We start from the raw sequence: 24,847 nt of genomic DNA, 5'->3' as shown, positions 1-24,847 counted from the left end.
CTATGTAAGATGTCATGAAGATTTCCCAAAAAGCCATGCTCGTGCACCTGTTCACCGGAACCGGGGCTGTTTTCGCCATGCTCGCCATGCTGGCTGCCGTGGATGAAAAATGGTCGCTGATGTTTTTGTGGCTGGTGGTTGCGTTTTTTGTGGACGGGATCGACGGCCCGTTGGCGCGTAAATATGACGTAAAAACCAACGCACCGATCATCGACGGCGTGCTGCTCGATCTGGTCATCGACTACCTCACCTATGTCTTCGTGCCCGCCTACGCGCTGTTCAAATCCGGCCTTTTGCCCGGTTGGACGGGCTGGATCGCGATCATTATCATCACCTTCGCGTCCGCGATCTATTTCGCCGACAGTCGCATGAAAACCAGCGATAATTCCTTTTGGGGCTTTCCGGGATGCTGGCACATGCTGGTGCTTGTGCTGTTTGCGCTCAAGCCCGACTTCTGGGTGTCGCTGATCCTTGTGGCCGTTCTGGCCGCGGCGATGTTCCTACCGATCAAGTTTGTGCACCCTGTCCGCACCGAACGCTGGCGGTTGATCACCCTGCCCTGTGCGCTGGCGTGGGTGTTTTTCGCTGGATGGGCCGCGTGGGTTGATTTTGATCCTGCCTCTTGGGCGCACTGGGGTCTGATGCTTACCTCGATCTACCTGATGGGCGCTGGTGCCGCGCAGCAACTGATCTACAACGAAAAAAGCTAAAGCCGCGTCAGCACGACACCTGCAACAATCAAGGCCGCAGCACTCAGCTTTGTGCGGTCCATTTTGTCCCCGAAAAAGAACCAGCCAAGCAGCACCGCAAACAGGATTGATGTCTCGCGCAGGGCCGCCACCAGCGCAATCGGGGCCTGTGTCATCGCCCAGACCGCGATCCCATACGCGCCAAGTGACGCCGCCCCAATCAGCGACCCGCGCCACCATTCACGCGCGGGCGCATAGATGATGCCGGGCCCTTTCAGGACCAGCACCGCAGGCAGGTAAAAGAACGCTGCCATCAACAACAGCCACGCGACATAGGCCACCGGATCACCGCCCACGCGCGCGCCGATCCCGTCGATCACCGTATAGCCCGCGGTGGCGCAGGCGGCGCCCAAAGCATAGGGGATCAGCTTGCGGCTTTCGCCGGATGCCAGCGCGCCGCGCGCCATCAGCACGATTCCCAGCCCCAACACGGCCACCCCCGCATATTCCCACGGGCCGACCACATCGGGCAGAAACAGCACGCTCACCATCAGCACGATCATCGGCGCGGCCCCACGGGCCAACGGATAAACGCGACTCAGATCGCCCTGCTCGTAGGCGTAGGCCAGAAACAACTGGTAGAACATATGCACCACACCAGAGGCGATCAGCCACGGCCAGACCTCTGCCTGTGGCCAAGGCAGCCAGATGACCAGCAACAGGCCCAGCACGCCCTGCCAGACCGTCAGGATAAGCATCGCCGTTTGCTTGTTAGTGCCGGTTTTGACACCTGCATTCCAAGCCGCGTGCAGCAATGCGGCCCCCAGCACTGCAAAGAAAACCGTAAGCGTCAAATCAAGAGCCCCGCCGCACCTTCCAGCCGCAGCAAGGCAACCTTTGCCTCAATCCCGCCCGCGCCCGAATACCCGCCAAGGCCGTTCGCGCCCAGAACGCGGTGGCAGGGGATCAGGATCGCAATCGGGTTCGCGCCGCAAGCCTGTCCGATCGCTTGCGCGGGACGGTCCAGCAGCTTTGCAAGATCGCCGTAGGTGCGCGTTTCACCGTAGGGAATGTCGCAAAGTGCCGCGCCAAATATGCGCTGGAAGTCCGACACCTCCGGTGCAAGTGGCAGCGTAAATTCTGTTAGCGTACCGGCGAAATAGGCCGCCATCTCCGCGCAGGCCTGATCAAACAGAGCGCCTTTGGTCAGCGTGCCGCTTCGCCCCCAAACCAGCCGAGTGATCGCGCCGTTTTCGGCGTCCGCACCAAGTGGGCCAACGGGGCTGTCTGCCAGTATCACCGCGCCACGTCCGCGCGGCCTGTGACGACCATCATTGTGGCCTGCATCGTGGACACAGCGACCTGTTGCCCGTCACGCACGGCAAAGGCATCGCCGCGCGTTACCATCAAGGTGCGCCCCGCTTTCACAACTTCACCCACGAAACGGAATGTGTCGCCGCGTGCAGGTGCCAGAAAGTTGGATTTGAATTCGACCGTCAGCACCTCTGCCTCGTCCGGCATCAGCGTGAACGCCGCATAGCCACAAGCGCTATCCAAAACCGTGGTGACCACGCACGCATGCAGAAACCCGTGCTGCTGCGTGAGGTCTGCGCGAAATGGCATCTCCAGCGTGACCCGACCGGGGGTGAGCGCGGCGACGGACACGCCCAATGTGCCCATCACCGCCTGTTTATGAAAGCTGGCCTCACACCGCGCTTTCCAATCAGGGTTGCGCGGCTCCATCGGCTTAGCTCAGTGCTTCGTCGCAGCGGGAGCAGACGCCCTCGTGTGCGTGCTTGCCCACATCCGGCAGGATCTTCCAGCAGCGCTGACACTTGTTCCCGTCCGCCTTGGCAAAGACCACGGCGACGTCCGCCACGTCTTCTGACCGGAACGCATTTTCGGGTGCCGGATCCGTGCTGACGTGGATGCCTGATGTGATGCACAGGTCGTCAAAGCTGACGGTTTCCAGCACGGCGGCCACCTCTGGCGTGACATGCACAAATGGTGCCGCCTCAAGCGATGCGCCGATCACCTTGTCGGTCCGCTGGATTTCCAGCGCACCTGTCACCACGCGGCGGACGGATCGAACGGTTGCCCATTTCGCAGCCAGATCAGCATCCAGCCAAGCGGCGGGTGTCTCGGGCATATCCGTCAGGTGAACAGAACTGTCATCGCCGGGGAACCGCTCCAGCCAGACCTCTTCCATGGTGAATACAAGGATCGGGGCCAGCCATGTCGTCAGGCGCTGGAATACAATATCCAGCACCGTGCGGGCTGCGCGGCGGCGCAGCGTGTCGCCGTCGCAATAGAGCGCGTCCTTGCGCACGTCGAAGTAGAACGCCGAAAGCTCCACGGTTGCGAATGTGAACACCGACTGGAATACGCCTTGGAAATCGTAGGCCGCGTAGCCTTCGCGCACGGTTTTGCCCAACTCGGCCAGACGGTGCAACACCCAACGTTCAAGCTCTGGCATATCAGCCGGATCGGTGCGATCAGCGTCGTTGAAGTCACCAAGCGAGCCAAGCAAAAACCGCATCGTGTTGCGCAAACGGCGATAGCTGTCGGCGACGCCCTTGAGGATTTCGTCACCGATCCGCTGATCGTTGGCGTAATCCACCTGCGCCACCCAAAGCCGCAGAATATCCGCGCCATACTGGTCGGCCACAGTCTTGGGCGCGATGATGTTGCCCAGCGATTTGGACATCTTCATGCCCTTACTATCGAGCGTGAAACCACAGGTCATCACACCGCGATAAGGCGCGCGACCCATCGTGCCGCAGCCTTGCAACAGCGACGAATGGAACCACCCGCGGTGCTGGTCTGTGCCTTCCAGATAGAGATCGGCAAGGCCATCATCCGACCCGTCTTCGCGGTCACGCAAAGTGAAGGCGTGGGTTGAGCCGCTATCAAACCACACGTCCAGAATATCCATGACTTGATCGTAGTCGTCAGGGTTCACATCGCTGCCCAAGAACCGCTCTTTCGCGCCGTCCTGATACCATGCATCAGCACCTTCTGCCTCGAACGCCTCAACAATCCGCTGGTTCACAGCCTCATTGCGCAGCAGGTAGTCGGGATCGTCGTAGGCAGCGCCTTTCTTGGTAAAGCATGTCAGCGGCACACCCCACGCGCGTTGGCGGGACAGCACCCAATCGGGCCGCGCCTCGATCATCGAAAACAGTCGGTTGCGGCCCTTTTGCGGGGTCCATGTGACAAGCTCGTCAATCGACGTCAGCGCCCGCTCGCGGATCGTTTTGCCGTAAGTGTCGTTCCCGTCGCCCACTGCCTTGTCGATCGCTGCAAACCACTGCGGACGGTTCAGACGGATCACAGGCGCCTTAGACCGCCAGCTATGCGCGTCCGAAATCGTCAGCCGTGCGCGGGCCAACAATGCGCCGATCTCGACCAGCTTAGCCATCACCGCCTTGTTGGCACCACCGGGTTTCCCGTTGGGCTTCAGGATCGCCTCGCCTGCGAAAAACGGCAAGTCATCGCGATAAGAGCTGTCATCGCGGATGTTGTAGGTCATCGGCAGGCCGTGCTTCACGCCAATCGCATAGTCGTCGTCACCGTGGGATGGTGCCGTATGCACAAAGCCCGTGCCTGCATCATCCGTCACATGATCACCGGGCAGCAGCGGCACATCGAAGTCCCACTCACCGTTTGCGCCCTCGGCACCACGCAGCGGATGCGCACAGGTCATGCCCTCAAGTTCGCGCACATCTACGTCGCGCACACGTTCCCACATATCCGCCTCAAGCCGCGCAGCTGTCATCGTCGATGCCGCCTGACTGTCGGCCAAAAGCAGCGTATCACCCGCTGAAACCCAGCTTTCCTCGGGCGTCGACGTCACCTTATACAAACCGTAAGAAATGCGCGGACCAAAACAGATCGCACGGTTCTGCGGAATCGTCCAAGGTGTCGTCGTCCAGATCACGACGCTAGCTTTTTCAAGCTGCATCGCTTCACTGGCCGCCACGGCCGATGACAATGCGTCGGATGGGTCGACCTCCAGCGCCTTCACAACAGGAAACCGCACCCAGATCGCATCTACCTGACGGTCGTGGTATTCCACCTCCGCTTCGGCCAGCGCGGTTTTCTCGACCGGCGACCACATCACGGGCTTGGAGCCTTGATAAAGCGTGCCGTTCATCAGGAACTTCTGGAATTCCTCGGCAATGACGCGCTCGGCGTGGAAATCCATCGTGAGGTACGGGTTTTCCCATTTACCTGTCACGCCCAGTCGCTTGAATTCCTCGCGCTGGATGTCGACCCAACCGGCGGCAAAATCGCGACACTCCTGACGGAACTCGACCACAGGCACGGCATCCTTGTCGCGGCCCTTCTGGCGGTATTTCTCTTCGATCTTCCATTCAATCGGCAGGCCGTGGCAATCCCAACCAGGGATATAGCGGGCATCGCGGCCCATCATCTGCTGCGAGCGGACCACAAAATCCTTCAGGATTTTGTTCAGCGCGTGACCGATGTGCAGGTGGCCGTTGGCATATGGCGGACCATCGTGCAGCGTAAATGGCGGGCGCGCATCGGCGCTGCCTTTGACGTCTGCCGCCTTTTCGCGCAGGCGGTCATAGACGCCGATGCGGTTCCAGCGGTCCAGCCATTCAGGCTCGCGCTTGGGCAATCCTGCCCGCATCGGAAAGCTGGTTTTTGGCAGGTTCAGCGTTGATTTATAGTCGGGTGTCGTGGTGTCGGCGCACATTTGGGGCGTCCTTTGGCATCAGAATTTCAAAGCATGGGGTAAGGCGGTGCGCGGGCGCTGACACCTGTCGTCCGGCTGTGTACCGACCGCAAACGCGATCAGGCAGCCGGGGCGGTAATTCGTATGATGTGCATATAGCGTGTCATGTTAAGCGGCTTATAGGCCGCCCTTGGGTGCGGGTAAAGACCTGCGCCACGACGTCGCCTCGCAGTGGTCACACTGCGGGTCTAGTGTGACGGCGACTCACGCAAGGACCCACGCCATGACACGCCACACCATCGGAATTGCAGGTGCAGGTATTGGCGGGCTGACCATTGCGGCCTTGCTGGCCGATCAGGGGCACGAGGTTACCGTTTTTGACCAGTTCGACCGCCCGCGCCCTGTCGGCTCGGGCCTTGTGATCCAGCCTGTCGGACAAGCCGTGCTGGCCGAGATTGGCGCACTGGATGACGCAATGGCCAAGGGCAATGTCGTCACGCATATGCTGGGGCACGAGGCGGACAACGGTCGGCGTGTGCTGGATGTTTGGTATGATCGCAAGGCCGTGCCTGACCGCTTCGGCCTCGCCATTCATCGCGCGTCACTGTTTGACGCGATCCTGAAAGCGGCACAGCGCCGCGATGTGACCTTGCAACAAAGCGCGCAGGTCGCGGGCCGTGACGGGCAGCATTTGACCTTTGCTGATGGCTCACGCGCAGGCCCGTTTGATCTGACTATCGACAGCTGCGGCGCGGGTTCTCCCTTGTCGCCACTGAAATCCTACCCCCTGCCCTATGGCGCAATCTGGTCCACCGTGGATTGGCCGGATACCGAATTGCCGACAACCCAGCTTTCGCAATGCTACCGCCGCGCAGATCGCATGATCGGTGCGCTCCCTATCGGCACAATGCCCGGCGAGGAGACGCCCAAAGCCGCGATCTTCTGGTCCCTGCGGCGTGATGGTCATGCGGCGTGGAAGGCTGGCGGATTAGAGGCTTGGAAAGACGAGGCGACAACACTCTGGCCCGCCTTCGCGCCCTTCGCCGCGCAAGTGACCGACCCTGCACAGATGACGATGGCCCGCTACAGCCACGGAACGCTGATGAAACCCTACGGGCGCGGGATTGTGCATATTGGTGACGCCGCCCACCGTGCCAGCCCGCAACTGGGGCAAGGGGCCAACATGGCCCTGCTGGATGCACTGGCCCTCGCCCGCGCGATGCAGCGAGCCGATCTGGATGACGCGCCCGCGCTTTATGCAAAGGCTCGCCGCTGGCACACACGGGTCTATCAGGTGATGAGCGCGGTTTTCACGCCGCAATACCAGTCCGACAGCAAATGGCTGCCCGTCTTGCGCGACCGCGTGCTCTTTCCGGTGTCACAAATCAACCCGCTGCCCAAGGCGCTGACTGCCATCGTCTGCGGCACGATGCTGCCTCCGCTGGCGTCACTGCATCAAGACCGCAACGGCCTCGTCTAGCGGCAGTAGGACCCCGACCGATACCGCGCGGTGTCAAAGTGGAAATGGTCGCGGTGGAAGCGGTTGGAGTTCGGCCCCAGCACAGTGCCAAACGGCCCGCAAGCCGCGCGCCACATCTGCCGCAAGATGTTGCTGCGGCCCTGACGGTTCCAATCGGTCAGCAAGGTCAGCTCTTGCCCGTTGCGCAGACCAAAGCCCGCGATATCAATCGCGCGGCCATTGGCATGTTCCGACAAACGCCCGCCCGCTGCGCCATTGCGGTTGCGGCACGAATAGGTACCAATCACGCGGATCGAGCTTAGCCCGCCGCCAAAATCACCCACAGCAGGGCGCGCACCATTCACCACCCATGTTTTTAATGCACGGGCCGTGCGGCAATCCATGACAGCGCGGCTGGTCAGCGTCACACCCGCGATGGACCGCACGCGCACGGCGTTCTCGATGCCGCAAGCGCCTGGACCCGGAACATTGCCAATCGCATCGCCCTGAATGGCGGCGTCACCACACAGCGTGCCGCGCACAATGGCTTGGCGTTGCTCTTCCGCGCGGCGCACAAAGGCTGCGGGGCGTAGTTCGGGACGGGGCGACTGCCGCAATGCGTAGGGGCTAAATGCGAACAGGTTCTGTTCGGCACGCAGTTCGCTTCGTGTCTGTGCGCCACGCTCAAGTTCGGGGCGCACGTATGGCCGCACCGACGGACGCATGGCTGCCGTGGGTTGTGCTGGTGGCAGCGGGGCAAGCGCGTCGGGGCGCACTTCGGGGCGGAATGCAGCGTATTGTGCACCATTTGGCGCAAGAATGGACAGCGGCGCGGTCACCGGATCAGGGCGCAGCGCGCTGACCAATTCCTCAGGCGCGGTGGATGTTGATATCGTGTCCGAAACGACAGGCGGGGTCGCGAGGTCTGCCGCGACAGACATCAGCGGTGCGACAACGCCGTCGGTGACAATATCCGCTGCGTCATCAGTTTCGACTGTCGTAGCGCTTTCGTTTTCTTCAACTGCGGGCCGCGCAAGTGGACGTGTCGCGGCGTATTCAGGCACCGAACCGGGGCGCAATTCAGGACGCATATCGGCTGTCGGCACATTGGCCCACGCCAGTGTCGGGATCAAAAAGGCAAGCGTGACAGCCAAGCGCATCAATGTGCCCCCCCGCGACCAAAGTTCGGTGCATCGGTATCCTGACCCGCCTCGATAATACCGCGCCGGATCGCGCGGGTACGGGTGAAATAGTCGTGCAGATGATCGCCATCGCCCTGCCGGATCGCGCGTTGCAGGGCGAACAGCTCTTCGGTGAAGCGGCCCAGAATTTCCAGCGTTGCTTCCTTGTTGGTTAGGAACACATCGCGCCACATTGTCGGATCAGAGGCGGCGATGCGGGTAAAATCCCGAAATCCGGCAGCCGAGAATTTGATCACTTCGCTATCCGTCACACGGCCCAGATCATCGGCGACACCGACCATTGTATAGGCAATCAGGTGCGGCGTGTGGCTTGTCACCGCAACAACAAGGTCGTGGTGCGCGGGGTCCATCTCGTCGGTGAAAGATCCCATGCCCTTCCACAGATCATGCACGCGCTGCAAAGCGTCGGGGTCGGAGCCTTCGACCGGCACGATGATGCACCAGCGGTTGTCGAACAGTGTCGCAAATCCGGACCGCGGCCCCGAATGTTCGGTGCCCGCCATCGGGTGCGCGGGGATAAAATGCACGCCTTCGGGCAAGTGCGGGGCGACGGCGGCGACCACGGCCTGCTTCACAGAGCCCACATCGCTGACCGTGCAGCCGGGTTTGAGGTGCGGAGCGATTTCGGCAGCGACGCTGTCCATCGCACCAACGGGCACGCACAGAACAACCAGATCGGCGTCTTTGACCGTGTCAGCCAACGTATCACACACACGGTCACACAGGCCAATCTCGCGCGCCGTGTCACGGGTTTCAGCGGATCGCGCGTAGCCTACGACCTCGCCCGCCAATCCTGCGCGGCGCATCGCCAGCGACATGGACCCTGCGATCAGACCCAAGCCAATCAGGGCCACGCGGTCATAAATCTGCGCCATGCTACCGCGCCCCTTTGAATTGAGCGATGCCATGCACCACACGGCGGCACGCGCTTTCGTCGCCCACCGTGATGCGCAGACATTCAGGAAAGCCATAGCTGCCCGACAGGCGCACGATGATACCTTGGCTTTGCAGGTATTCGTTACAGGCCACGGCCTCTTCTTCGGATGCGAAACGGGCAAGGATGAAGTTTGCCGTGGATGTGTCGGACGGCACGCCCAGTTCAGCCAGCGCCTGCGCCAGCCATTCGCGCCAGCGCGCATTTTCCGACCGGCATTTTTCGAAATAGGCGGTATCGCGCACTGCCGCCTCTGCGCCAGCGAGCGCGCCTGACGACAGGTTGAACGGGCCACGAATGCGGTTGAGCACATCGATCACAGCCTGCGGGCCATATCCCCAGCCAACGCGCAAGCCGCCCAGACCGTAAATCTTGGACATGGTGCGGGTCATGAACACGTTGTCACGGGCTTCGATCAGTGACAGCCCGGCGTCATAGCCTTCGACATATTCCGCATAAGCACCGTCCAGCACCAGCATCGCTTGCGGCGGCAGCCCTTCGGCCAGCCGCGCCACTTCGGATGATGCGATCATCGTGCCGGTTGGGTTCGCGGGGTTGGCGATATAGACAAGTTTGGTTTTCTTGGTGCAGGCCGCAAGGATCGCGTCCACGTCTACGGTGCGGTCACGCTCTGGCACGACAACGGGTTTGGCGGACGCGGTCAGGGCATAAATGCGATACATCGCAAAGCCGTGCTCGGTATAGATAACTTCGTCGTTTTTTCCCGCGTAGGCTTGGGCCAGGAGGTGCAAAATCTCGCCCGAACCGTTGCCGCAGATCACGCGGTCGGCGTCCAGTCCGTATACTTCCGCCAAGGCCCCGCGCAGCGACGCATGATCGGTGGACGGATAGCGGTGCAGATCGTGGGCAGCGCGCGAAAACGCCTCTTTCGCCTTGTCGGATGGGCCATAGGGGTTTTCGTTCGACGACAGTTTCAGAACATTCTGGTGACCCGCAACAGTAGAGGCACCACCCTTGTACAAGGTGATGTCCATAATGCCCGGTTGCGGCTTTATCTTCGTGACCATCGCGTCAACCCCCCAAGGTTCGCGCCGTTCTAGCGGGCGGATGCATCCCTGACCAGTGCCAAGGATGCCACAGGCGCGTCAGGTCGCCAGAACATTGCGGAACTGCCACGGGTCACTTTCATCGATATCCTCGGGGAAATGCTCCCACCGATCTTTCAGCGGGGTCCAATCGGTGTAATGCGCCTCGACCGGTCCCAGATAGGGGCGCTGCACCTCAAGGCATCGCGCGTGGTCCATCTCGTCGGTTTCCACGATGCCAGCCTGCGGGTTTTCCAGCGCCCAGACCATGCCGGCCAATACGGCTGACGTCACCTGAAGGCCAGTTGCATTTTGATAGGGTGCGAGCGTCTTGGTTTCCGCGTTCGACAGGCGCGAGCCATACCAAAGCGCGTTCTTTTCGTGCCCGTAAAGCAGCACACCAAGCTCATCAATGCCGCCAGTGATCTCGTCCACGTCCATGATCTCGTGCTTGGTCTGCTGCGTGCCTGACCCGAACATCTCGTGCAGGGACAGCACCGCGTCATCGGCAGGGTGATAGGCATAGTGGCACGTGGGGCGGTAGTCGGGCGCGGATTTATCGCCGACTGTGTAGTAGTCGGAAATCGACACCGCCTCGTTATGGGTCACGAGAAATCCGAACTGCGGGCCAGGCGTGGGGCACCATGTGTGCACGCGGGTGATCGCGCCGGGGCGTTCGAACCAGATCGCGGACTGGCATCCGGTATCATAGCTATGTGCTGTTTCGGGCATCCATGTCTCATGCGTGCCCCAGCCCAATTCGGCGGGCTGGAAGCCTTCGGCGATGAACCCTTCGACGGACCACGTATTGACAAACGTCCCCCGCTCGCGCGGCTTGTCACGGACCTGTGTGTCGCGTTCGGCGATGTGCACACCTTTCACGCCCAGCGACTGCATCAGCTTGCCCCAGCCTGCGCGATCGGTGGGCGCGTCTGCTGGCTGGCCGGTATCCTTGGCCAATGTCAGCAGCGCCTCTTTCACAAACCAGCTGACCATGCCGGGGTTGGCACCGCAGCACGATACCGCCGTTGTGCCACCGGGGTTGGCGGCTTTCTCGTCCCTGACCTTCTGGCGCAGGGCATAGTTTGTGCGGTCGGCGTTATCGGGCGTTTCGAAATAGAACCCCTCCCACGGCTCCACCACCGTGTCGATGTAAAGCACGCCCATTTCGCGGCACAGCTTCATCAGGTCCAGCGATGACGTATCGACCGACAGGTTCACGCAGAACCCCTTCCCTTCGGCGAACAGATCACCCAGCACATCGCGGTAATTGTCGCGGGTGATCGCCACTTGCATGTGACGGATGCCCTGTTCGCCAAGAAACTCGGCACTGGCAGGATTGGGATCGATCACGACCATCTTGTCGGCATCATAGTCAAAGTGCCGCTGGATCAGCGGCAGCGTGCCTTTGCCGATCGATCCAAAGCCGATCATCACGATGGGACCGTCGATGCGGCCATAGTTAGGGTGTGATTGCGTCATGGCGTCCTCCTGCGTCAGAGGACTACATAAATCGCGTTATCCGAAAAGAAAACGTGTCGCGCTAGCCTGCAAGTGCACGTTTCCTGCGCCATCCCATCGCGCCAAAGGCCGCAAGGCCCGCCAGCAACATCGGCAGTGCCGCAGGAACAGGCACGGTGCTGGGCACGGGGCCTGCAAGACGTAGGGAGCCGATCAAGAACTCTTCGTTGCCACCAGACACAAAGCCCGGCGCGACAAAGTCACCGTGAATAAGGCTAAAGCCTGTCAAATCAGTATCGGACACAAAGCCGACAAAGACGCCGTTCGTCGTCGTGGTCTGATTGACAAAATTGCCGTCGGACGAATTGGTCAGCCCCAGCAGATCTGACAACAGATAGCTTGTGCCAGCAACAGAAATGCCAATCTCGTTGAGCGACAGGCTGTTATCAAAGGCAGATGGCGCGGTGCGAAAGTTGCGCAAGCCAAAGCCCGAAACGCCACTATCGAAATTGAAGTTCAGCCCCAGACCGTCGCTGAGCGTTTTGGAACTGCTGTCGACCTCGCCGCGGAATGATCCGCTGCCGTCAAGCCCTGTGGGACCGGTATCAAAAAGGCCGCCATCCAGATCAACCGTTGTGCGTGAGCCGATCACATTGCCCGTCGAATTGGCCGCAAATGAGCTGGCATTGCCGTTGAATGCCTGATTTGTGGTCGGACCCGCAGCACTGACCGCGCTGAGCCATGTATTATAGTCGGTATACGCCACGACTGCCGCAGAAGCGGAGTGCGCCAGTGTCAGGGATGCCACAAGGGCTATCGATTTTATCGTTTTTAACATGCGTCTGCTCCGAACGACGCGCAGAATTCAAGAATCGTTTTGCCCCAGACGATTGCGCGTGATGTCAGAAGTGCCAGCACAACAGGGCACAACCGTGCGGTGAATGTGAAAATTTTAAGGACTTTGCTTTCCGTAGGGATAAGCCAAACGGGACCCCGCAACGAAAAAGGGCCCGGCAAACGCAAGGCCCTTGTCCACATTCGCGCAGGAAGGCGCGATTAGTTCTTGGCGTAAAATTCCACCACGAGGTTCGGTTCCATCGTGACCGGATACGGCACATCGCCCAGACCAGGCTGACGTGTGAACGTCGCGGTCATCTTGTTGTGGTCGACTTCCATGTAGTCAGGCACATCGCGCTCGGGCAGCTGCGACGCGACCAGAACCAGCTCAAGCTGCTTGGACTTGTCGCGCACGGCGATGACGTCGCCTTCTTTGACGCGGTAGGACGGGATGTTCACCTTCTTGCCGTTCACGGTGACGTGGCCGTGGTTCACGAACTGGCGTGCGGCAAAAACGGTTGGCACGAACTTGGCGCGGTAAACAACGGCGTCCAAACGACGCTCGAGCAAACCAATCAAGTTCTCACCGGTGTCGCCCTTAACACGCTCGGCTTCGGCGTAGATGCGACGGAACTGCTTTTCGGTCAGGTCGCCGTAGTAGCCCTTGAGCTTCTGCTTGGCGCGCAACTGCAGACCGAAGTCCGACAGTTTACCCTTGCGGCGCTGACCGTGCTGGCCGGGGCCATATTCGCGGCGGTTCACTGGCGACTTTGGACGGCCCCAGATGTTTTCGCCCATACGGCGGTCAATTTTGTACTTGGCAGCGGTACGTTTAGTCATACGCTGATCTCCTTCGGTTGTGGCACCGGGTGGTGCATGAAGGGCGTTGTCCTTTGGCCGAAGCCTGACAGGGTCCCGCTTGCGCGGACCACCAACACCAATGAAGCGGCTCATTAGGCGGGCGATGATGCAGAGTCAACAGGGGATTGGGGACAGGGTCGCGCAATCGAGTCCGATGTGCAAATCCTGCCTTCGAGATTTAGCCACGGCACCCTTGCGCAGAGCATCGTCAGCAGACACACATGGGCCTATGCAAGCCACCTCGCCCCTCTATTTCCTCGCTGCTTTTGCCACTGGCGGGTTGCTGTCGCTGATGGTGCTGTTCAACGGCACATTGGCGCAATTCGGATCGCTTTATTTTGCAAGTTTTGTCCCACATCTGACGGGATCGGTGGCCGCACTTGCCTTGCTGCTTGTGCTGCGCCCCAAGAAGGCCAGCACCGGGCGTCCGCCATGGTGGGCCTATCTTGGCGGCATTTCAGGCGCTGTCACCGTGATGCTGACCTCGGCCACGCTAAACTCTGCATTGGCGCTTTCTGGCACGATTGCATTGGGGCTGGCGGGGCAGATGATCTTCAGCCTGATCGCCGACAAATGGGGCATGATGGGCCTGCCACAACGTGATCCGACGGCCCGCGACTTTACGGCGATGGCGCTGATCATCGCGGGGTCATTGATCCTGATCTTTCTGGGGCGCGGCTGATGGTGGGCTTTGCAGCACTGGCAGTCCTTGCGGGCGTTCTGGTCAGCCTGTCGCGCCAGATCAACGGGCGGTTGGCGCTCTCCACATCGGCGCTGCATTCGTCGTGGTGGAACCACATCGTCGGGCTGGTTTTCATCACCGTTGTCGGACTGCTGGCGGGCAGCTTGTTTGCCGGTGATCCCGCCGCCGCCCCGTGGTGGGCCTATCTGGGCGGCGTGATCGGTGTGGTGTTTATCGCCGCAGGAAGCTGGCTGATCGCGCGGATCGGTGCCGCGCAAACCGCAATGCTGATTATCGCGGGGCAGATGATTTCGGGTGTTGTGCTTGATATCGTAATGGGCACGGCGGGCAATCCCACGGCGCGCATCATCGGTGTCGCGCTGATCCTTGCGGGGATGTGGGTTGCGCGGGCGCAACCCACAAAGGTCTAGCCCTTCGGCTTGTCCTTCACGCCCAGTGCCGCGACACCGGAATTTCCCAACTCAACAGTTGCAAACGGCCCGCCAATGCAAGCATGCGCCAGATCCTTGTTATCAATCGGCGGCGTCTTGGCGAGGATCTCTTTCGCGAACTGTTCCGCGTTGTCTTTAGGCTTGTAGCCCAGATGTGCAGCGCCGGAATTGTCGACTACGATCCGGTCGTTGTTCGAGATGCCATACACCTTGGTAAATTCCACCACTGGCGTTGTCACCGACTGTTTAACCAGATGGATCATGTCATCGTAGGACAACCACGTGCCAAGGCTACGCGCATTGGTGACGGTGGCAGCAGAGAAGATGCGCATGCACACGGATTCAACCCCGCGTTTGTCCCAATAAAGGCTGGCAAGGTCCTCGCAGAAGCACTTGGCAAGACCGTAGTAGGTGTCGGGCCGGTGCGGCGCATCAAGGCCGATCACATCTGTGCTTTTGTGCATCCCGACCGCGTGGACAGAACTGGCATAGACCACACGCTTCACGCCCTGACGGTAGGCCGCCTCCCACACGTTATAGGCGCCGACGATGTTGGATTGCAGAATATCGTCCCATGCCGCCTCGTCACCGATGGCGCCGAAGTGGACGACCATATCGGCACCTTCCAGCAGTGCCTCCATCGCGGAGAGATCACCCAGATCGGCCTGCACATAGGTTTCCCCGTCGTACAGGCTGTCCGGTGCATCCAGAATATCGCTTGATACCAGCGTGTCGGCCAGTTTGGTGAGCGGTTCGCGCAGGTAAGACCCAAGGCGGCCACGCGCACCGGTCAGAACGATCTTTTTCATCAGTATTTCCTTTTTATTCTATTTTGCCGCGCACATTTGCGAGCAAGTTATCAGCGCCCCGCGCCAGCAGCCCTGCATCGGTGCCGCAGGCCACAAAGCTGAAACCATCATTCATGAGGTCCGCCGCGAAGTCGGGGTTGGACACTAACGTGCCCACCGGCACACCGCGATCCATCAGCATTTGCGCGGCAGGGCGTATCAGTGCCCAGATGTCATCGTGCATCGGCTGACCGACGATGCCGATGTCCGCGCCAATATCGGCGGGGCCAAAGAACACACCGTTCACGCCATCCACTGTGCCAATCTCGACCGCGTTTTCCACGGCCTGCCTGCTTTCCAACTGGATCAGCACGGCGGTTTGACCTTCGACAGCTGTAAAATAATCCGTGGTCCGGCCAAAGTTATTTGCCCGCATCGTCCCTGCCACACCGCGCACACCGCGGGGCGGGTAGCGCGTGGAGGCGACGGCGGCCTGCGCCTCTTCCACCGATTGCACCATCGGGAACAACAGGCCCGGCGCGCCTGCGTCCAGCAAGCGTTTGACCATCACTGCGTCATTCCATGGCGGGCGCACAATGGCCGTGCTGCCATGGCCCGCAATCGCCTGCAACTGGCCCAGCACTGTCGCCATGTCACTTGGCGTGTGCTCCATATCCACCAGCAACCAATCGTAGCCAGCCGATGCCACTGCCTCGGCCGCGTAGTTGTTCGACAGGCTGACCCAGAGACCGACCTGGCGTTCGTCCGCTTTGAGACCTGTCAGAAATTTGTTTTCGGGATGTTTCATATCACTGCCGTTTCTAAGAACTTTTCGCCTTGCCGGATACGGTTAAAGCCAAACGCTTCGAGGTCAAGCGAACGAAAGGCGCCATATGTCAAAAGCTCTGACACACCGCGCCCCATGGCCGGAGACTGCTGGAACCCGTGGCCGGAAAAGCCATTCACGAAAATAAAGTTCGCCACCGTATCGTGCGGGCCGATAATCGCATTCTGGTCCAGCGTATTGTAAGCGTAGTGCCCCGCCCATGAATTGCGCAGCTTGATCGCCTCGAACTGGGGAACGCGCGTGGCCAGCACGGGCCAGACTTTTTCTTCCCACAAGGAATGGTCCTGCACAAAATCGTCGTGATCGACAGCCGGATCATCATCGGGCGGGCAACCGGCCAGATAATACTGCCCGTCCGTGCGCATGTGCACGCCGGAGGGATCAATCGTCAGCGGCAGATCGCGATCCAGCGGTTTTTCGGCCTCAAAGATATAGGTGTAGCGTTTGCGCGGCTCGACCGGGATTTCGATGCCCGCCATCGCCGCCGTCAGCGATGCGCGCGGGCCAGAGGCATTGACGACCTGCCCGCAGGCCACCACCTCGCCCGATTTAAGCGTTACGCTGTCCACGCGGGTGCCACTGGTGTTCAGCGTCATGGCCGTGACTTCGTTCTGGATATATTCGGCCCCGTGCTCGCGCGCAGATCGTTTCCACCAATCAAACACCGTGCCGCCGTCGAAATAGCCTTCATCAATCAGATTGTGGTTTCCAGCGATGATATCATCCAACTGGTAGAACGGATAAGCCGCAGCAATCTGATCGCGGGTCATATGCTTGGTTCCTGCGCCAAGGCTGGCCTGAACGGCCTGCGCCTCTTTCAGCGTTTGCGCAAATTCCGGTGTGTCGGCCAGATACATGTAGCCGTAGCTTTGCAACGTGATGGCAGGCACACGGGGATCATTGCCCATCTGGTCGCGGAATGTTTTGACAAAATTTGCGGCGAATTGCGAAATCTTGACGTTAACGGCATTGGAAAACTGCTGCCGCATGCACGAATTGGTGTGCGAGGTTGAGGCGTTTTCGTAAGTGGCATCGCGTTCCACGACAAGCAGGGTGCCATCAAAGTCAGGGTTCATCATCGTGAACCACGCAACTGACGAGCCCAGCATTGCGCCGCCGACAATGACCACATCATAAGACTGACGAACGGGGGCCTGTGTCATGGGGTGCCTCTTGCAACGCGGGATGCGTTATCAATGGCTGATGCTATTGGGCCTGACAAGCGCTGTGTGATCTGGTCCGAAAGCGCGTGCGCCCTGTCTGCACGGAGTTAGACGAGCACAGGTAAGCCAGCTTCCTTTTGTTCAATTCAGGCCATTACGCGTCGCCGCGCGGTTCCTTGTGCTGGGTCATCTTGTCGAGCATGCTTTTATCAACAAGGCGCGAGATGATGGGGTGCACCTTCAGCTCGCCCTCTTTGACCACTTGCTTGAAGTTGCCGATCACCTGACCTGTTGTTTCCCGGTCGGTCGCCAGCACATCCAGAAGCCAGTTGATGTCGCCCGATGTCCAGTCTTCTGCTCTCATCTTGATCGGAAAGACGCCCGCCTTGATCTGTTCGACGATCCGCGCATCCACCTCTTCCGATACGCTGGCCCAGATCGCGATTCCGGCCACGTCATCAGCTGTCTTGTCATTCTTGGAATGGGCCACGGCGATCCTGTCGCGGATCAGCGGATCAAGCACGGTTTGCCCCAAATCCATCACCGACTGATGCCGGTAACGCGGCAGGCCCATCATCGCCATGACAACCTGACCAAATGTTTTGCGCAGATGGCTGCGCAGCTTGCCCACGCGCTCCATCACAGCTGGATCGATATCGGTTTTCACCTCCTCCGATTTTGGCGCTTCACTTGCGGCGGACTTTGCGGCCTTGGGTGCTTTTTTGTCCTTCTTGGTGGTCTTTGCTTTGGTCTGGCGCGCCATTCAAGCTGTCCTTTGCTATTTCTCGGGGAGTGTTGAAGCATCCGCGCCGTGGCGCGGATGCTGTGTGTTGTCAGATGGGCCGGTGATGATCAGATCATATCCAGATCAGAGAATATCTGAAGCTCCTCTGTGCCGTCATCATAGACCCATGCCCGGCTGATCTTCACACCGTCTGTCGTGTAGGTGTCGACGTAGGACTGCCAGATAAACACGTCCGCGGCATCGGTCATGGTGTCGGTCGTCCGCAGCCCGTCAGTGTAGTCGGTGACCAATGTGCGACCATCGTCGTATTCGGTGGTCTTTTGTCCGATCACACCGTTCGGCTGATATTGGCTGGTGATCTCGGCCCAGATGAATTCGTCAGCCACATCCATGGTCGTGTCGGTCACCTTAAGTTCGCGGTCGTACGTGATCTCGCGCTGGCGGCCATCATCGTAGGACATGTCGCGCATGGTTCGCTGGCCGTTCTGGTCGAAGGTATCGACATAGCTTTGCCAATTATAGGCATCCATCGCGTCCGACATTGTCTCGCTGGATTTGACACTATCTGTATAGGTCACCTGCAACGTCCGCCCGTCGTCATAGGTCTGGCTGCGGGCCGTCTGGATTCCGGTATCGTCAAAGCTGTCGGTGTAGCTGGTCCATTCATGCGCATCAGCGATGTCCTGCACCGTCACGCCGGATTTGATGCCGTCGATATAACTGATCGTCATCAAGCGCCCGTCATCGTAGGTCTGCACGCGCGACAGCGGACGATCACTGGCGTCGTAGGTGATCGTGTACATGTCCCAGTTATGAGCATCCAAAGCGTCGTCCATTGTCTGGGAACTGCGCACGCCGTTGGTGAACTCGACCGTCAGCACACGTCCGTTGCCGTAAGTGATAACACGCCCGGTCAGGATGCCATCGCCGTCAAAGCTATCGACAGAGCTGATCACATCGCTTGCCGTGCCTTCGTTTTCGACAGACACAAGCGTTCGGACGCCGCCGTTGTAGACGTAGTTGAAGACGCGCCCGTCGTCGCCAGTTACCTCACGGGTGGTGCGCACGCCGTTGGCGTCAAACGTATCGACATAACGTTCCCAGAACTGGGCGTTTGCCGCGTCAATGACAGTCTGCTGTGCCTTTACGCCGTTCACATATTGGATCAGTGAATCGCGACCGTCATCAAAGATGGCGCTGCGCGTGATCTGGACGCCCGATGCATCGTAAGTATCGACATAGCTTGTCCAGCTATGGGCATCGTTTTGATCAGTGACCGTCTTTGCCGCCAGCACACCACCGGCATAGACTGCAACATACTGGCGCCCGTCGTCATATTGCAGCGTCCGTTGCGTGATAAGACCATTGGCGTCAAACAGATCGGTATAGCTGTCATAGCTTTGCGCATCGGTCAGATCGCGCATCGTCTGTGATACTTTGACCCCGCCCGAATAAGCCGCAACCAATGTCCGCCCGTCATCATACGTCAATGAGCGGATTGTCCGCAGACCGTTTTCATCAAAGGTATCGACGTAACCCGACCACTGATAGGCATCCAGCAGATCATTGACCGTCTGCGACGACCGCACACCGTTGGTATAGACGGCGACCAGTTCGCGGCCATCGTCGTAAGTGACCGTGCGCTGAGTTTGCACACCGTTTTCATCAAACAGATCAACAAAGGCGTCATAGGTCCGCGCGTTCGTCGGATCGTTCACGGTCTGGGTAGTTTTCTCACCATCGACGTAAACAGCCGAAAGGGTGCGACCATCGTCAAAGGTCAGTTCACGGTTGGTCCGCTCACCGGCTTCGTTGAACAGATCGACATAAACGCTCCAGCTATAGGCATCGGCGGGATCGGTCACCGTTTCGGAGACCTTCACGCCACCCAGAAGCTCGGTCACTTTGATGCGGCCGTTGGACAGGTTTTCGGTGATCGTTTCAACAACAGCCGGATCAACTGTCAGCGTGAACAAACCGGTTGCAGCCAGATCACCGTCACTCGCTGTCAGGGCCAGATCGTAGGTGCCGCTTGCGGTCAATGGTGCTTCACCGCTTAGGGTTAGCGTGTCGGGATCAAAGGTGAGCCATGCCGGCAGATCAGCGCCGCCCACTAACGTCAGACCATAGCTGAGCGGATCACCGTCCACGTCAACAAAGGCGTCAGTTGGCAGCGCAATGCTGAAGGCGGCACGCTCGGTCTGGGTGTCGACCGTGATTGCAGCAACCTGCTCGGGTGCGTCGTTTACAGCACCGATTTGCAGCACCAGTTCCTTGATCACTTCGGCATCGCCGTCGCTGACGAAAAGCTCAAGATCAAAAGTGCCGTTCACATTTTCAGGCGGCTGACCTGTCAGGGTCAGCGTTTCTGGATCGAACATCAGCCAAGTTGGCAACGCCACACCATCCAGCCCGCGCAATTCAACAATCAGCGCGTCATCGTCAGGATCTACGATCGCATCAGGCCCAAGTGTGATGGATACGGCTGTATCCTCGGCGCCGAACAGAACGTCTGCCATCGTGATGATCGGGGCATCGTTGCGCGAGGTGACAGTCACATCGACACGCGCAAAGTCGCGCAGGCCAGAGCTGTCCACGATTTCGTAGTCGAACCATGCCGCACCAAAGAAGCCTTCGTCGGGCGTAATGATCACCTGACCATCCAGCGTCAGTTCAACGCTGACATTCTCGGCCTCCAGAAGCTGCGTCATCGCAAAGCCCTGGAAATCGGGGTCGCTGTCGTTTGACAACAGCGCCGACACAAAGACGGCAGTAACTTCGTCTTCCGCGATCGTGATCGCGTCGTCCCGCGCCTCGGGGGCGTCTTCTGTGCCAATGACATCAATCGCCACCGTGGTTGGCACCTCAAAGCCTGTTTCGTTGGTCAGGCGGTATTCCAGAACAAGCTCACCAAAGAAGTCTTCGGTAGTGGTCACGCGCCACTGTCCGTCGGCCAGTTCTTCGACCGTTGCGTTCTGGTTCTGGAAGAGCGCTGGTGTCAGGCCAAGGAATGTGACGTCGGACCCCAATGGCAGATCATCGTTTGCCATCAAATCGGCCTGATCGATGATCAGCGACGTGTCCTCAAGCATCTCGTATCCGGCGTCGGACACAGCGACAGGCACCGCAAAAAGCGGCATCACGATCACTTGTGCATAACCGATGCTGGTCGCGCCGAACTCGTCCGTGACGCGGTAGTTGAAGCCGCCATCGCCAAAATAGCCTTCGCGGCCCTGGAAGACGGCTGTGTTGCCGTCCTGATAAACACTGCCGTTGTCGGCATCGAAAATCTCGACAATCGAGAAGTCGTCGCCTTCAACATCGCGGTCATTGAACAACAGGTCTTCAAAGCTCACGACAAGTGGCTGGTCCTGCGTGCCAAAGAAGAAGCCATCAGGATTGGCAATCGGGGCGTCGTTGACCGCAACGATGTTAAACGTCACTTCGCCCACATCGGTCAGACGACCGTCACTGACAGAGTACTTGAACGTCAGCGGTCCGGTCAGGTTTTCATCCGCCACGAATTGATAGCGGTCCGCTGGCAGTTCGATAATGCGACCGCCTGCAACGTCTTCTTCGATGCTGACAAAGGAAATATCATCACCATCAAGATCGGTGTCGTTTGCCAGCAATTCACCGATGGTAAACTCAAACGGCACGTCCTCAACGGTTTCGAACGTATCGGTCACAGCCACGGGCGCACGGTTGGTTGATGCGACATTGATCGTGACGCGACCTGTGCTTTCGCCGTGGGTGTCGTCTGTGACGCGATAGGAGAAGCCTGCGGTGCCTGCAAAATCAGCCGTCGGTGTGAACGTGATCGCTCCGTCTTCAAAGCGAACAAAGCCGTTGTCACCACCCTCGACTCCGAGGAAGCGGATCGTGTCACCATCGACGTCGAAATCGTTGGCCAGAAGCAGATCAGGCGTCAGCACAAGGCTGCCATCCTCGAGCATCTCGAACACGTCTTCGACGGCGACAGGCGGATCAAGCAAGGATGCCACATCCAGCACCACAGTGCCTGTGACCGGATCGCGGCCATCGGACAGCAAGGTGTATGACAGGTAATCCTCGCCCGCGAATTCGGAAATGGGGGTATAGGTCACTGTCGCTGCGGCGTTTCCGTCAATCTGGACAGAACTGCTTTCCGCGAACTGCGTCGTGACGCCATCCGTGTTGAAGTATTCGAGGTTGAAGAAGCCCCAGAAATCCAGAGGAGGTGTCGCCGTCACTTCGCCGGTTGCGGTATCAAGCACCATCCAGTCGGGAAGCGCTTCGCCCTCATCCGTTTGAACAGACCACGTGCCGCCGGGCAGTGGTGTGATGCCAGCAGGCGGTGCGATTGTCAGAACACCTTCTGTCACAACGATTTCGCCGTTCAGCGGATCGCCAAAGCCCGAGATTTGCAGCCGGCTGCCATCATCATCGCGGTCATTGAGCAGAAGTTCGGCCACGCTGAACACAACCGTGCCGCCTTCAAACAGATCGACACGGTCTTCGTTTGCTACGGCAACTTCATCTGCTGCGCGGACGTTGTAGACGATCTGTGCACTTTCATCAGACTGGCCGCCTTTTTCGTCTTCGGCGGTGTAATCGATGACAAGCGCACCGTTGAAATCCTTGGCAGTTGCGATGTTGATCCGCTCTGGCAGATCAACCGCCGAGAAGCCGGAGTTAAAGCCAAATTCGGTGATGGTGTAGGTCTCATCGACCACCGCTTCGGTGATGATCGACATGGCGGGGATTGACCCGCCCGCTTCGATATCGATGCGCACCGGCACGGCACCCACATATTCGGATGGCGGCATGCCGCTAAACGTCATGGTGGCCGCGTCAAACGTGATCCAGTCATTGAGTGGTGCCATGCTTTCGCGGGCGGCGGTGATCGCACCGGCGTCGGAGAAATCAAAGCCTAATGTTCCGGGACCAGCCGAGCCGGACAGGATCGCATTGATCGCATCAAGCTGTGGATCGGTCGGATCAATCACGAATTCCAGCGTAAAGCCACGGTCGGTGCTGTAGAATTCCAGCTCTTCCAGTTCCGGCTTGTCGGCGGGGGTAAAGACGATCTGCACCCGTGCGGATGTATCATCACCATCAACGCCAAAGTCCGAAATGGACAGGCTGCGCGTATCGGCATCAAACGCCAGCCACGCTGGCAGCGGACGGCCACCGTTTACCTGTGCACTGAATTCGCCACCTTCGATATCAAAGGTTGCGACATTTGCCGTTTCATCCGCCAGCGACCACGAGAATTCCTCGCGGATCAAGAAGCCGGGTAGAATCTCTTCGGCGACACTAACGCCACCTGCGAGTTCGGCAATTTCGCCTTCTGTTTCAAAAACAAAGCGGAAGTTGTGCGTTGCACCATTGTTGAAGTCACGCAGGAACACTGCGACCTCGATCGGTCCTTCAACGTCGGCAGGTACTTCGCCTTCGAACGTCATCGTGTCGCGATCAAACGTCAGCCACTCCGGCAGATCGGAGTTGTTGGCAGACGTTGCCCAGACATAATAGGTCGATGACAGGAACTTCTGCGAAATGGCACCCAGTAGCGTGGCTTCTTCAAAGAAGATCACATCGCCATCAATATCCAGATCATTGCCAAAGGCTTCGGCTGGAATGACGTAATTGATGCCGTCCTCGATCCCGGCGGCCACGTCATTGCGCAACACAGGCCCGTTGTTCACGGGCAGAATTGTCAGATGCACCGTGGCATCGTCAAAACCGCCATTCCCGTCAGACACGGTGTATTCAAAGCTGGCAGCACCGTTGTAGTTCGGGCGGGCAGCAAATTCGATCATGCCTTCGTCGTTGACACGCACTTTCCCGTTTTCGGCAAAGCGGTAGATGCTGTCAAAGATCAGCGTGTCATCATCCGGATCAGTGTCATTGAGCAGCAGCAAGGCAGGATCAATGACGATGATCTCGTCCTGAAGCAGCTGAATACCGCGATCATCATTAGCGCGCGGCGGCAGGTTCAGCGGACGCACGTTGATGTTGAACGATAGAGTCGCCTCCGCGCCGCGTTCGTCGATCACCTCAAATTCGATATAGGCGGCACCCAATTCCTCGGGCGTGTAGAAAATCTCGCCTGTGTCGGCATCGAATGTCTCGGATCCGTTTGTTGACGCGTTACCATCGGCACCTTCGTGCAGGCCGACAAAGGTGAACGTGTCACCTTCGATGTCGTAAACCTTGTTCATCAACTGATCGACGGTGAAGGTCGTGGTTTCGCCCAGCTTGGCCGACACGGCACGGTCATTGATGCGTGGCGCATCGTTGACGGGTGCAAAGTAGATTTCCACATCCGCCTTGGACTGCGCGCCATCCGCGTCTTCCAGTGTGTAACGGAAACCGGCAAAGCCGAAGTGATCAGGACGGCTCAGCAGTTCAATATACTGCCCGTCCAGCCGCCAGGTGGCGTCTGTTCCAAAGCCGTCATAGTCATCGGAGTCGCGATAAGGGCGGATTGCGTTCCCGTCACTGTCGGTCAGCGGTTCCAGTGAGACGATGCGCAGGGATTCGGACTCTGCGTCGCCATCAACGTCATAGTCGTTGGCCAGCAGGTTCTCGATGCGGATGCGCAGTGGCTCGTCCTCGATGCCGTATTGCAGCGGATCATCCACCGCGACAGGCGCATCGTTCACAGGCGCAAGGTTGACCTCAACACGGGCCGTGGATTCGCGCCCCAAGGGATCACGCACGGTATAGGCAAAGAAGGCGTCGCCGTTGAAATCCTGATTGCCAAGGAAGGCAATCCGGCCATCGGGTTCGATCCAGACCGTGCCATAACGCGCCGATTGCACCGATACCAGTTCAAGGTCGCCGACACCTGTTTCCGCATCGTTGAGGATCAGATCAGCCGGATCAATGTAGGCAATCTCGTCTTCCACAGCAAAGCGGTAGATATCGTTTTGCGCGTTAAAGCGGCCATCGCGCAGGTTGTCGGCGATATAGGTGCGATCCCAGATCGTGC

19 protein-coding genes (1 of these 19 only partly in view) are annotated in these 24,847 nt (G+C 59.1%); 4 read left to right on the top strand and 15 right to left on the bottom strand.

Features of this window, described 5'->3' with window-relative positions:
* Positions 1–14 precede the first annotated feature (14 nt).
* Positions 15–710 (top strand): CDP-alcohol phosphatidyltransferase family protein, encoded by a 696-nt coding sequence (locus V8J84_RS04485; RefSeq protein WP_339928458.1) that lies wholly within the window; start codon positions 15–17, stop codon positions 708–710.
* Here V8J84_RS04485 and V8J84_RS04480 read toward each other — a convergent pair.
* From V8J84_RS04480 to ileS, 4 genes are read right to left on the bottom strand one after another with little or no spacing between them, the layout of a single operon-like run.
* Positions 707–1,543 carry a DMT family transporter gene (locus V8J84_RS04480; RefSeq protein ID WP_339928457.1) on the bottom strand — a complete coding sequence of 279 codons (837 nt, stop codon included), beginning with the start codon at positions 1,541–1,543 and terminating at the stop codon, positions 707–709. The genes V8J84_RS04485 and V8J84_RS04480 overlap by 4 nt on opposite strands.
* Positions 1,540–1,989, bottom strand: a complete 450-nt coding sequence (locus tag V8J84_RS04475; protein ID WP_339928456.1) for a methylated-DNA--[protein]-cysteine S-methyltransferase — start codon at positions 1,987–1,989, stop codon at positions 1,540–1,542. Before V8J84_RS04475 ends, V8J84_RS04480 begins: the two co-directional genes overlap by 4 nt.
* Positions 1,986–2,432, bottom strand: coding sequence for a PaaI family thioesterase (locus V8J84_RS04470; protein WP_339928455.1), 447 nt, complete (start codon positions 2,430–2,432; stop codon positions 1,986–1,988). Before V8J84_RS04470 ends, V8J84_RS04475 begins: the two co-directional genes overlap by 4 nt.
* A gap of 4 nt (positions 2,433–2,436) precedes the next feature.
* Positions 2,437–5,412 carry an isoleucine--tRNA ligase gene (gene ileS / locus V8J84_RS04465; RefSeq protein WP_339928454.1) on the bottom strand — a complete coding sequence of 992 codons (2,976 nt, stop codon included), beginning with the start codon at positions 5,410–5,412 and terminating at the stop codon, positions 2,437–2,439.
* 262 nt (positions 5,413–5,674) lie between these two features.
* Between ileS and V8J84_RS04460 the strand changes: the two genes are divergently transcribed.
* The gene (locus tag V8J84_RS04460) at positions 5,675–6,871 is read left to right on the top strand and encodes an FAD-dependent oxidoreductase (RefSeq protein WP_339928451.1); all 1,197 of its coding nucleotides are present in this window, start codon (positions 5,675–5,677) and stop codon (positions 6,869–6,871) included.
* Here V8J84_RS04460 and V8J84_RS04455 read toward each other — a convergent pair.
* From V8J84_RS04455 to rpsD, 6 genes are all read right to left on the bottom strand, one after another.
* Entirely contained in the window at positions 6,868–8,010 is a 1,143-nt protein-coding gene (locus tag V8J84_RS04455) for an extensin family protein (protein ID WP_339928450.1), read from the bottom strand. The two genes, V8J84_RS04460 and V8J84_RS04455, sit on opposite strands and share 4 nt — an antisense overlap.
* On the bottom strand, positions 8,010–8,927 hold the full coding sequence (locus tag V8J84_RS04450; protein ID WP_339928449.1) for a prephenate/arogenate dehydrogenase family protein: 918 nt from the start codon (positions 8,925–8,927) through the stop codon (positions 8,010–8,012). Before V8J84_RS04450 ends, V8J84_RS04455 begins: the two co-directional genes overlap by 1 nt.
* 1 nt (position 8,928) lies before the next feature.
* Positions 8,929–10,014 (bottom strand): histidinol-phosphate transaminase, encoded by a 1,086-nt coding sequence (hisC, locus tag V8J84_RS04445; protein WP_339928448.1) that lies wholly within the window; start codon positions 10,012–10,014, stop codon positions 8,929–8,931.
* A gap of 78 nt (positions 10,015–10,092) precedes the next feature.
* Positions 10,093–11,514 (bottom strand): homospermidine synthase, encoded by a 1,422-nt coding sequence (locus tag V8J84_RS04440; RefSeq protein WP_339928446.1) that lies wholly within the window; start codon positions 11,512–11,514, stop codon positions 10,093–10,095.
* Between the two features lie 61 nt (positions 11,515–11,575).
* Positions 11,576–12,331 carry a VPLPA-CTERM sorting domain-containing protein gene (locus tag V8J84_RS04435; protein WP_339928445.1) on the bottom strand — a complete coding sequence of 252 codons (756 nt, stop codon included), beginning with the start codon at positions 12,329–12,331 and terminating at the stop codon, positions 11,576–11,578.
* A 218-nt stretch (positions 12,332–12,549) separates the two neighbouring features.
* Positions 12,550–13,170, bottom strand: a complete 621-nt coding sequence (gene rpsD / locus V8J84_RS04430) for a 30S ribosomal protein S4 (RefSeq protein ID WP_339928444.1) — start codon at positions 13,168–13,170, stop codon at positions 12,550–12,552.
* A gap of 250 nt (positions 13,171–13,420) precedes the next feature.
* Between rpsD and V8J84_RS04425 the strand changes: the two genes are divergently transcribed.
* Complete coding sequence (locus V8J84_RS04425; RefSeq protein WP_339928443.1) at positions 13,421–13,873, top strand: DMT family transporter; 453 nt, start codon at positions 13,421–13,423, stop codon at positions 13,871–13,873.
* Positions 13,873–14,304 carry a DMT family transporter gene (locus tag V8J84_RS04420; protein WP_339928442.1) on the top strand — a complete coding sequence of 144 codons (432 nt, stop codon included), beginning with the start codon at positions 13,873–13,875 and terminating at the stop codon, positions 14,302–14,304. Before V8J84_RS04425 ends, V8J84_RS04420 begins: the two co-directional genes overlap by 1 nt.
* On the opposite strand, the gene V8J84_RS04415 is transcribed toward V8J84_RS04420, so the two are convergent.
* The 5 genes from V8J84_RS04415 to V8J84_RS04395 all read right to left on the bottom strand — a co-directional run.
* On the bottom strand, positions 14,301–15,134 hold the full coding sequence (locus V8J84_RS04415) for an NAD-dependent epimerase/dehydratase family protein (RefSeq protein ID WP_339928441.1): 834 nt from the start codon (positions 15,132–15,134) through the stop codon (positions 14,301–14,303). The two genes, V8J84_RS04420 and V8J84_RS04415, sit on opposite strands and share 4 nt — an antisense overlap.
* Positions 15,135–15,147: 13 nt before the next feature.
* A complete protein-coding gene (locus V8J84_RS04410; RefSeq protein ID WP_339928440.1) occupies positions 15,148–15,921 on the bottom strand; it encodes an HpcH/HpaI aldolase family protein in 774 nt (257 codons plus the stop codon).
* Entirely contained in the window at positions 15,918–17,123 is a 1,206-nt protein-coding gene (locus V8J84_RS04405) for an NAD(P)/FAD-dependent oxidoreductase (RefSeq protein ID WP_339928438.1), read from the bottom strand. Before V8J84_RS04405 ends, V8J84_RS04410 begins: the two co-directional genes overlap by 4 nt.
* 154 nt (positions 17,124–17,277) lie before the next feature.
* On the bottom strand, positions 17,278–17,886 hold the full coding sequence (locus tag V8J84_RS04400; RefSeq protein ID WP_339928436.1) for a toxin-activating lysine-acyltransferase: 609 nt from the start codon (positions 17,884–17,886) through the stop codon (positions 17,278–17,280).
* An 89-nt stretch (positions 17,887–17,975) separates the two neighbouring features.
* A protein-coding gene (locus V8J84_RS04395) for a tandem-95 repeat protein (protein ID WP_339928435.1) crosses the window boundary here: on the bottom strand, positions 17,976–24,847 show its end. 25,990 nt of this gene lie beyond the right edge of the window; 6,872 of the gene's 32,862 nt are visible here — the last part of the coding sequence; its start codon lies off the right edge, out of view — the gene reads right to left on this strand; the stop codon is at positions 17,976–17,978.

The organism is Yoonia sp. 208BN28-4 (genome assembly GCF_037543925.1).
In the GTDB taxonomy this organism is placed as follows: domain Bacteria; phylum Pseudomonadota; class Alphaproteobacteria; order Rhodobacterales; family Rhodobacteraceae; genus Yoonia.
Note: the sequence above shows the minus strand (reverse complement) of the source record. Positions and strands in the feature narration are given on the sequence as shown.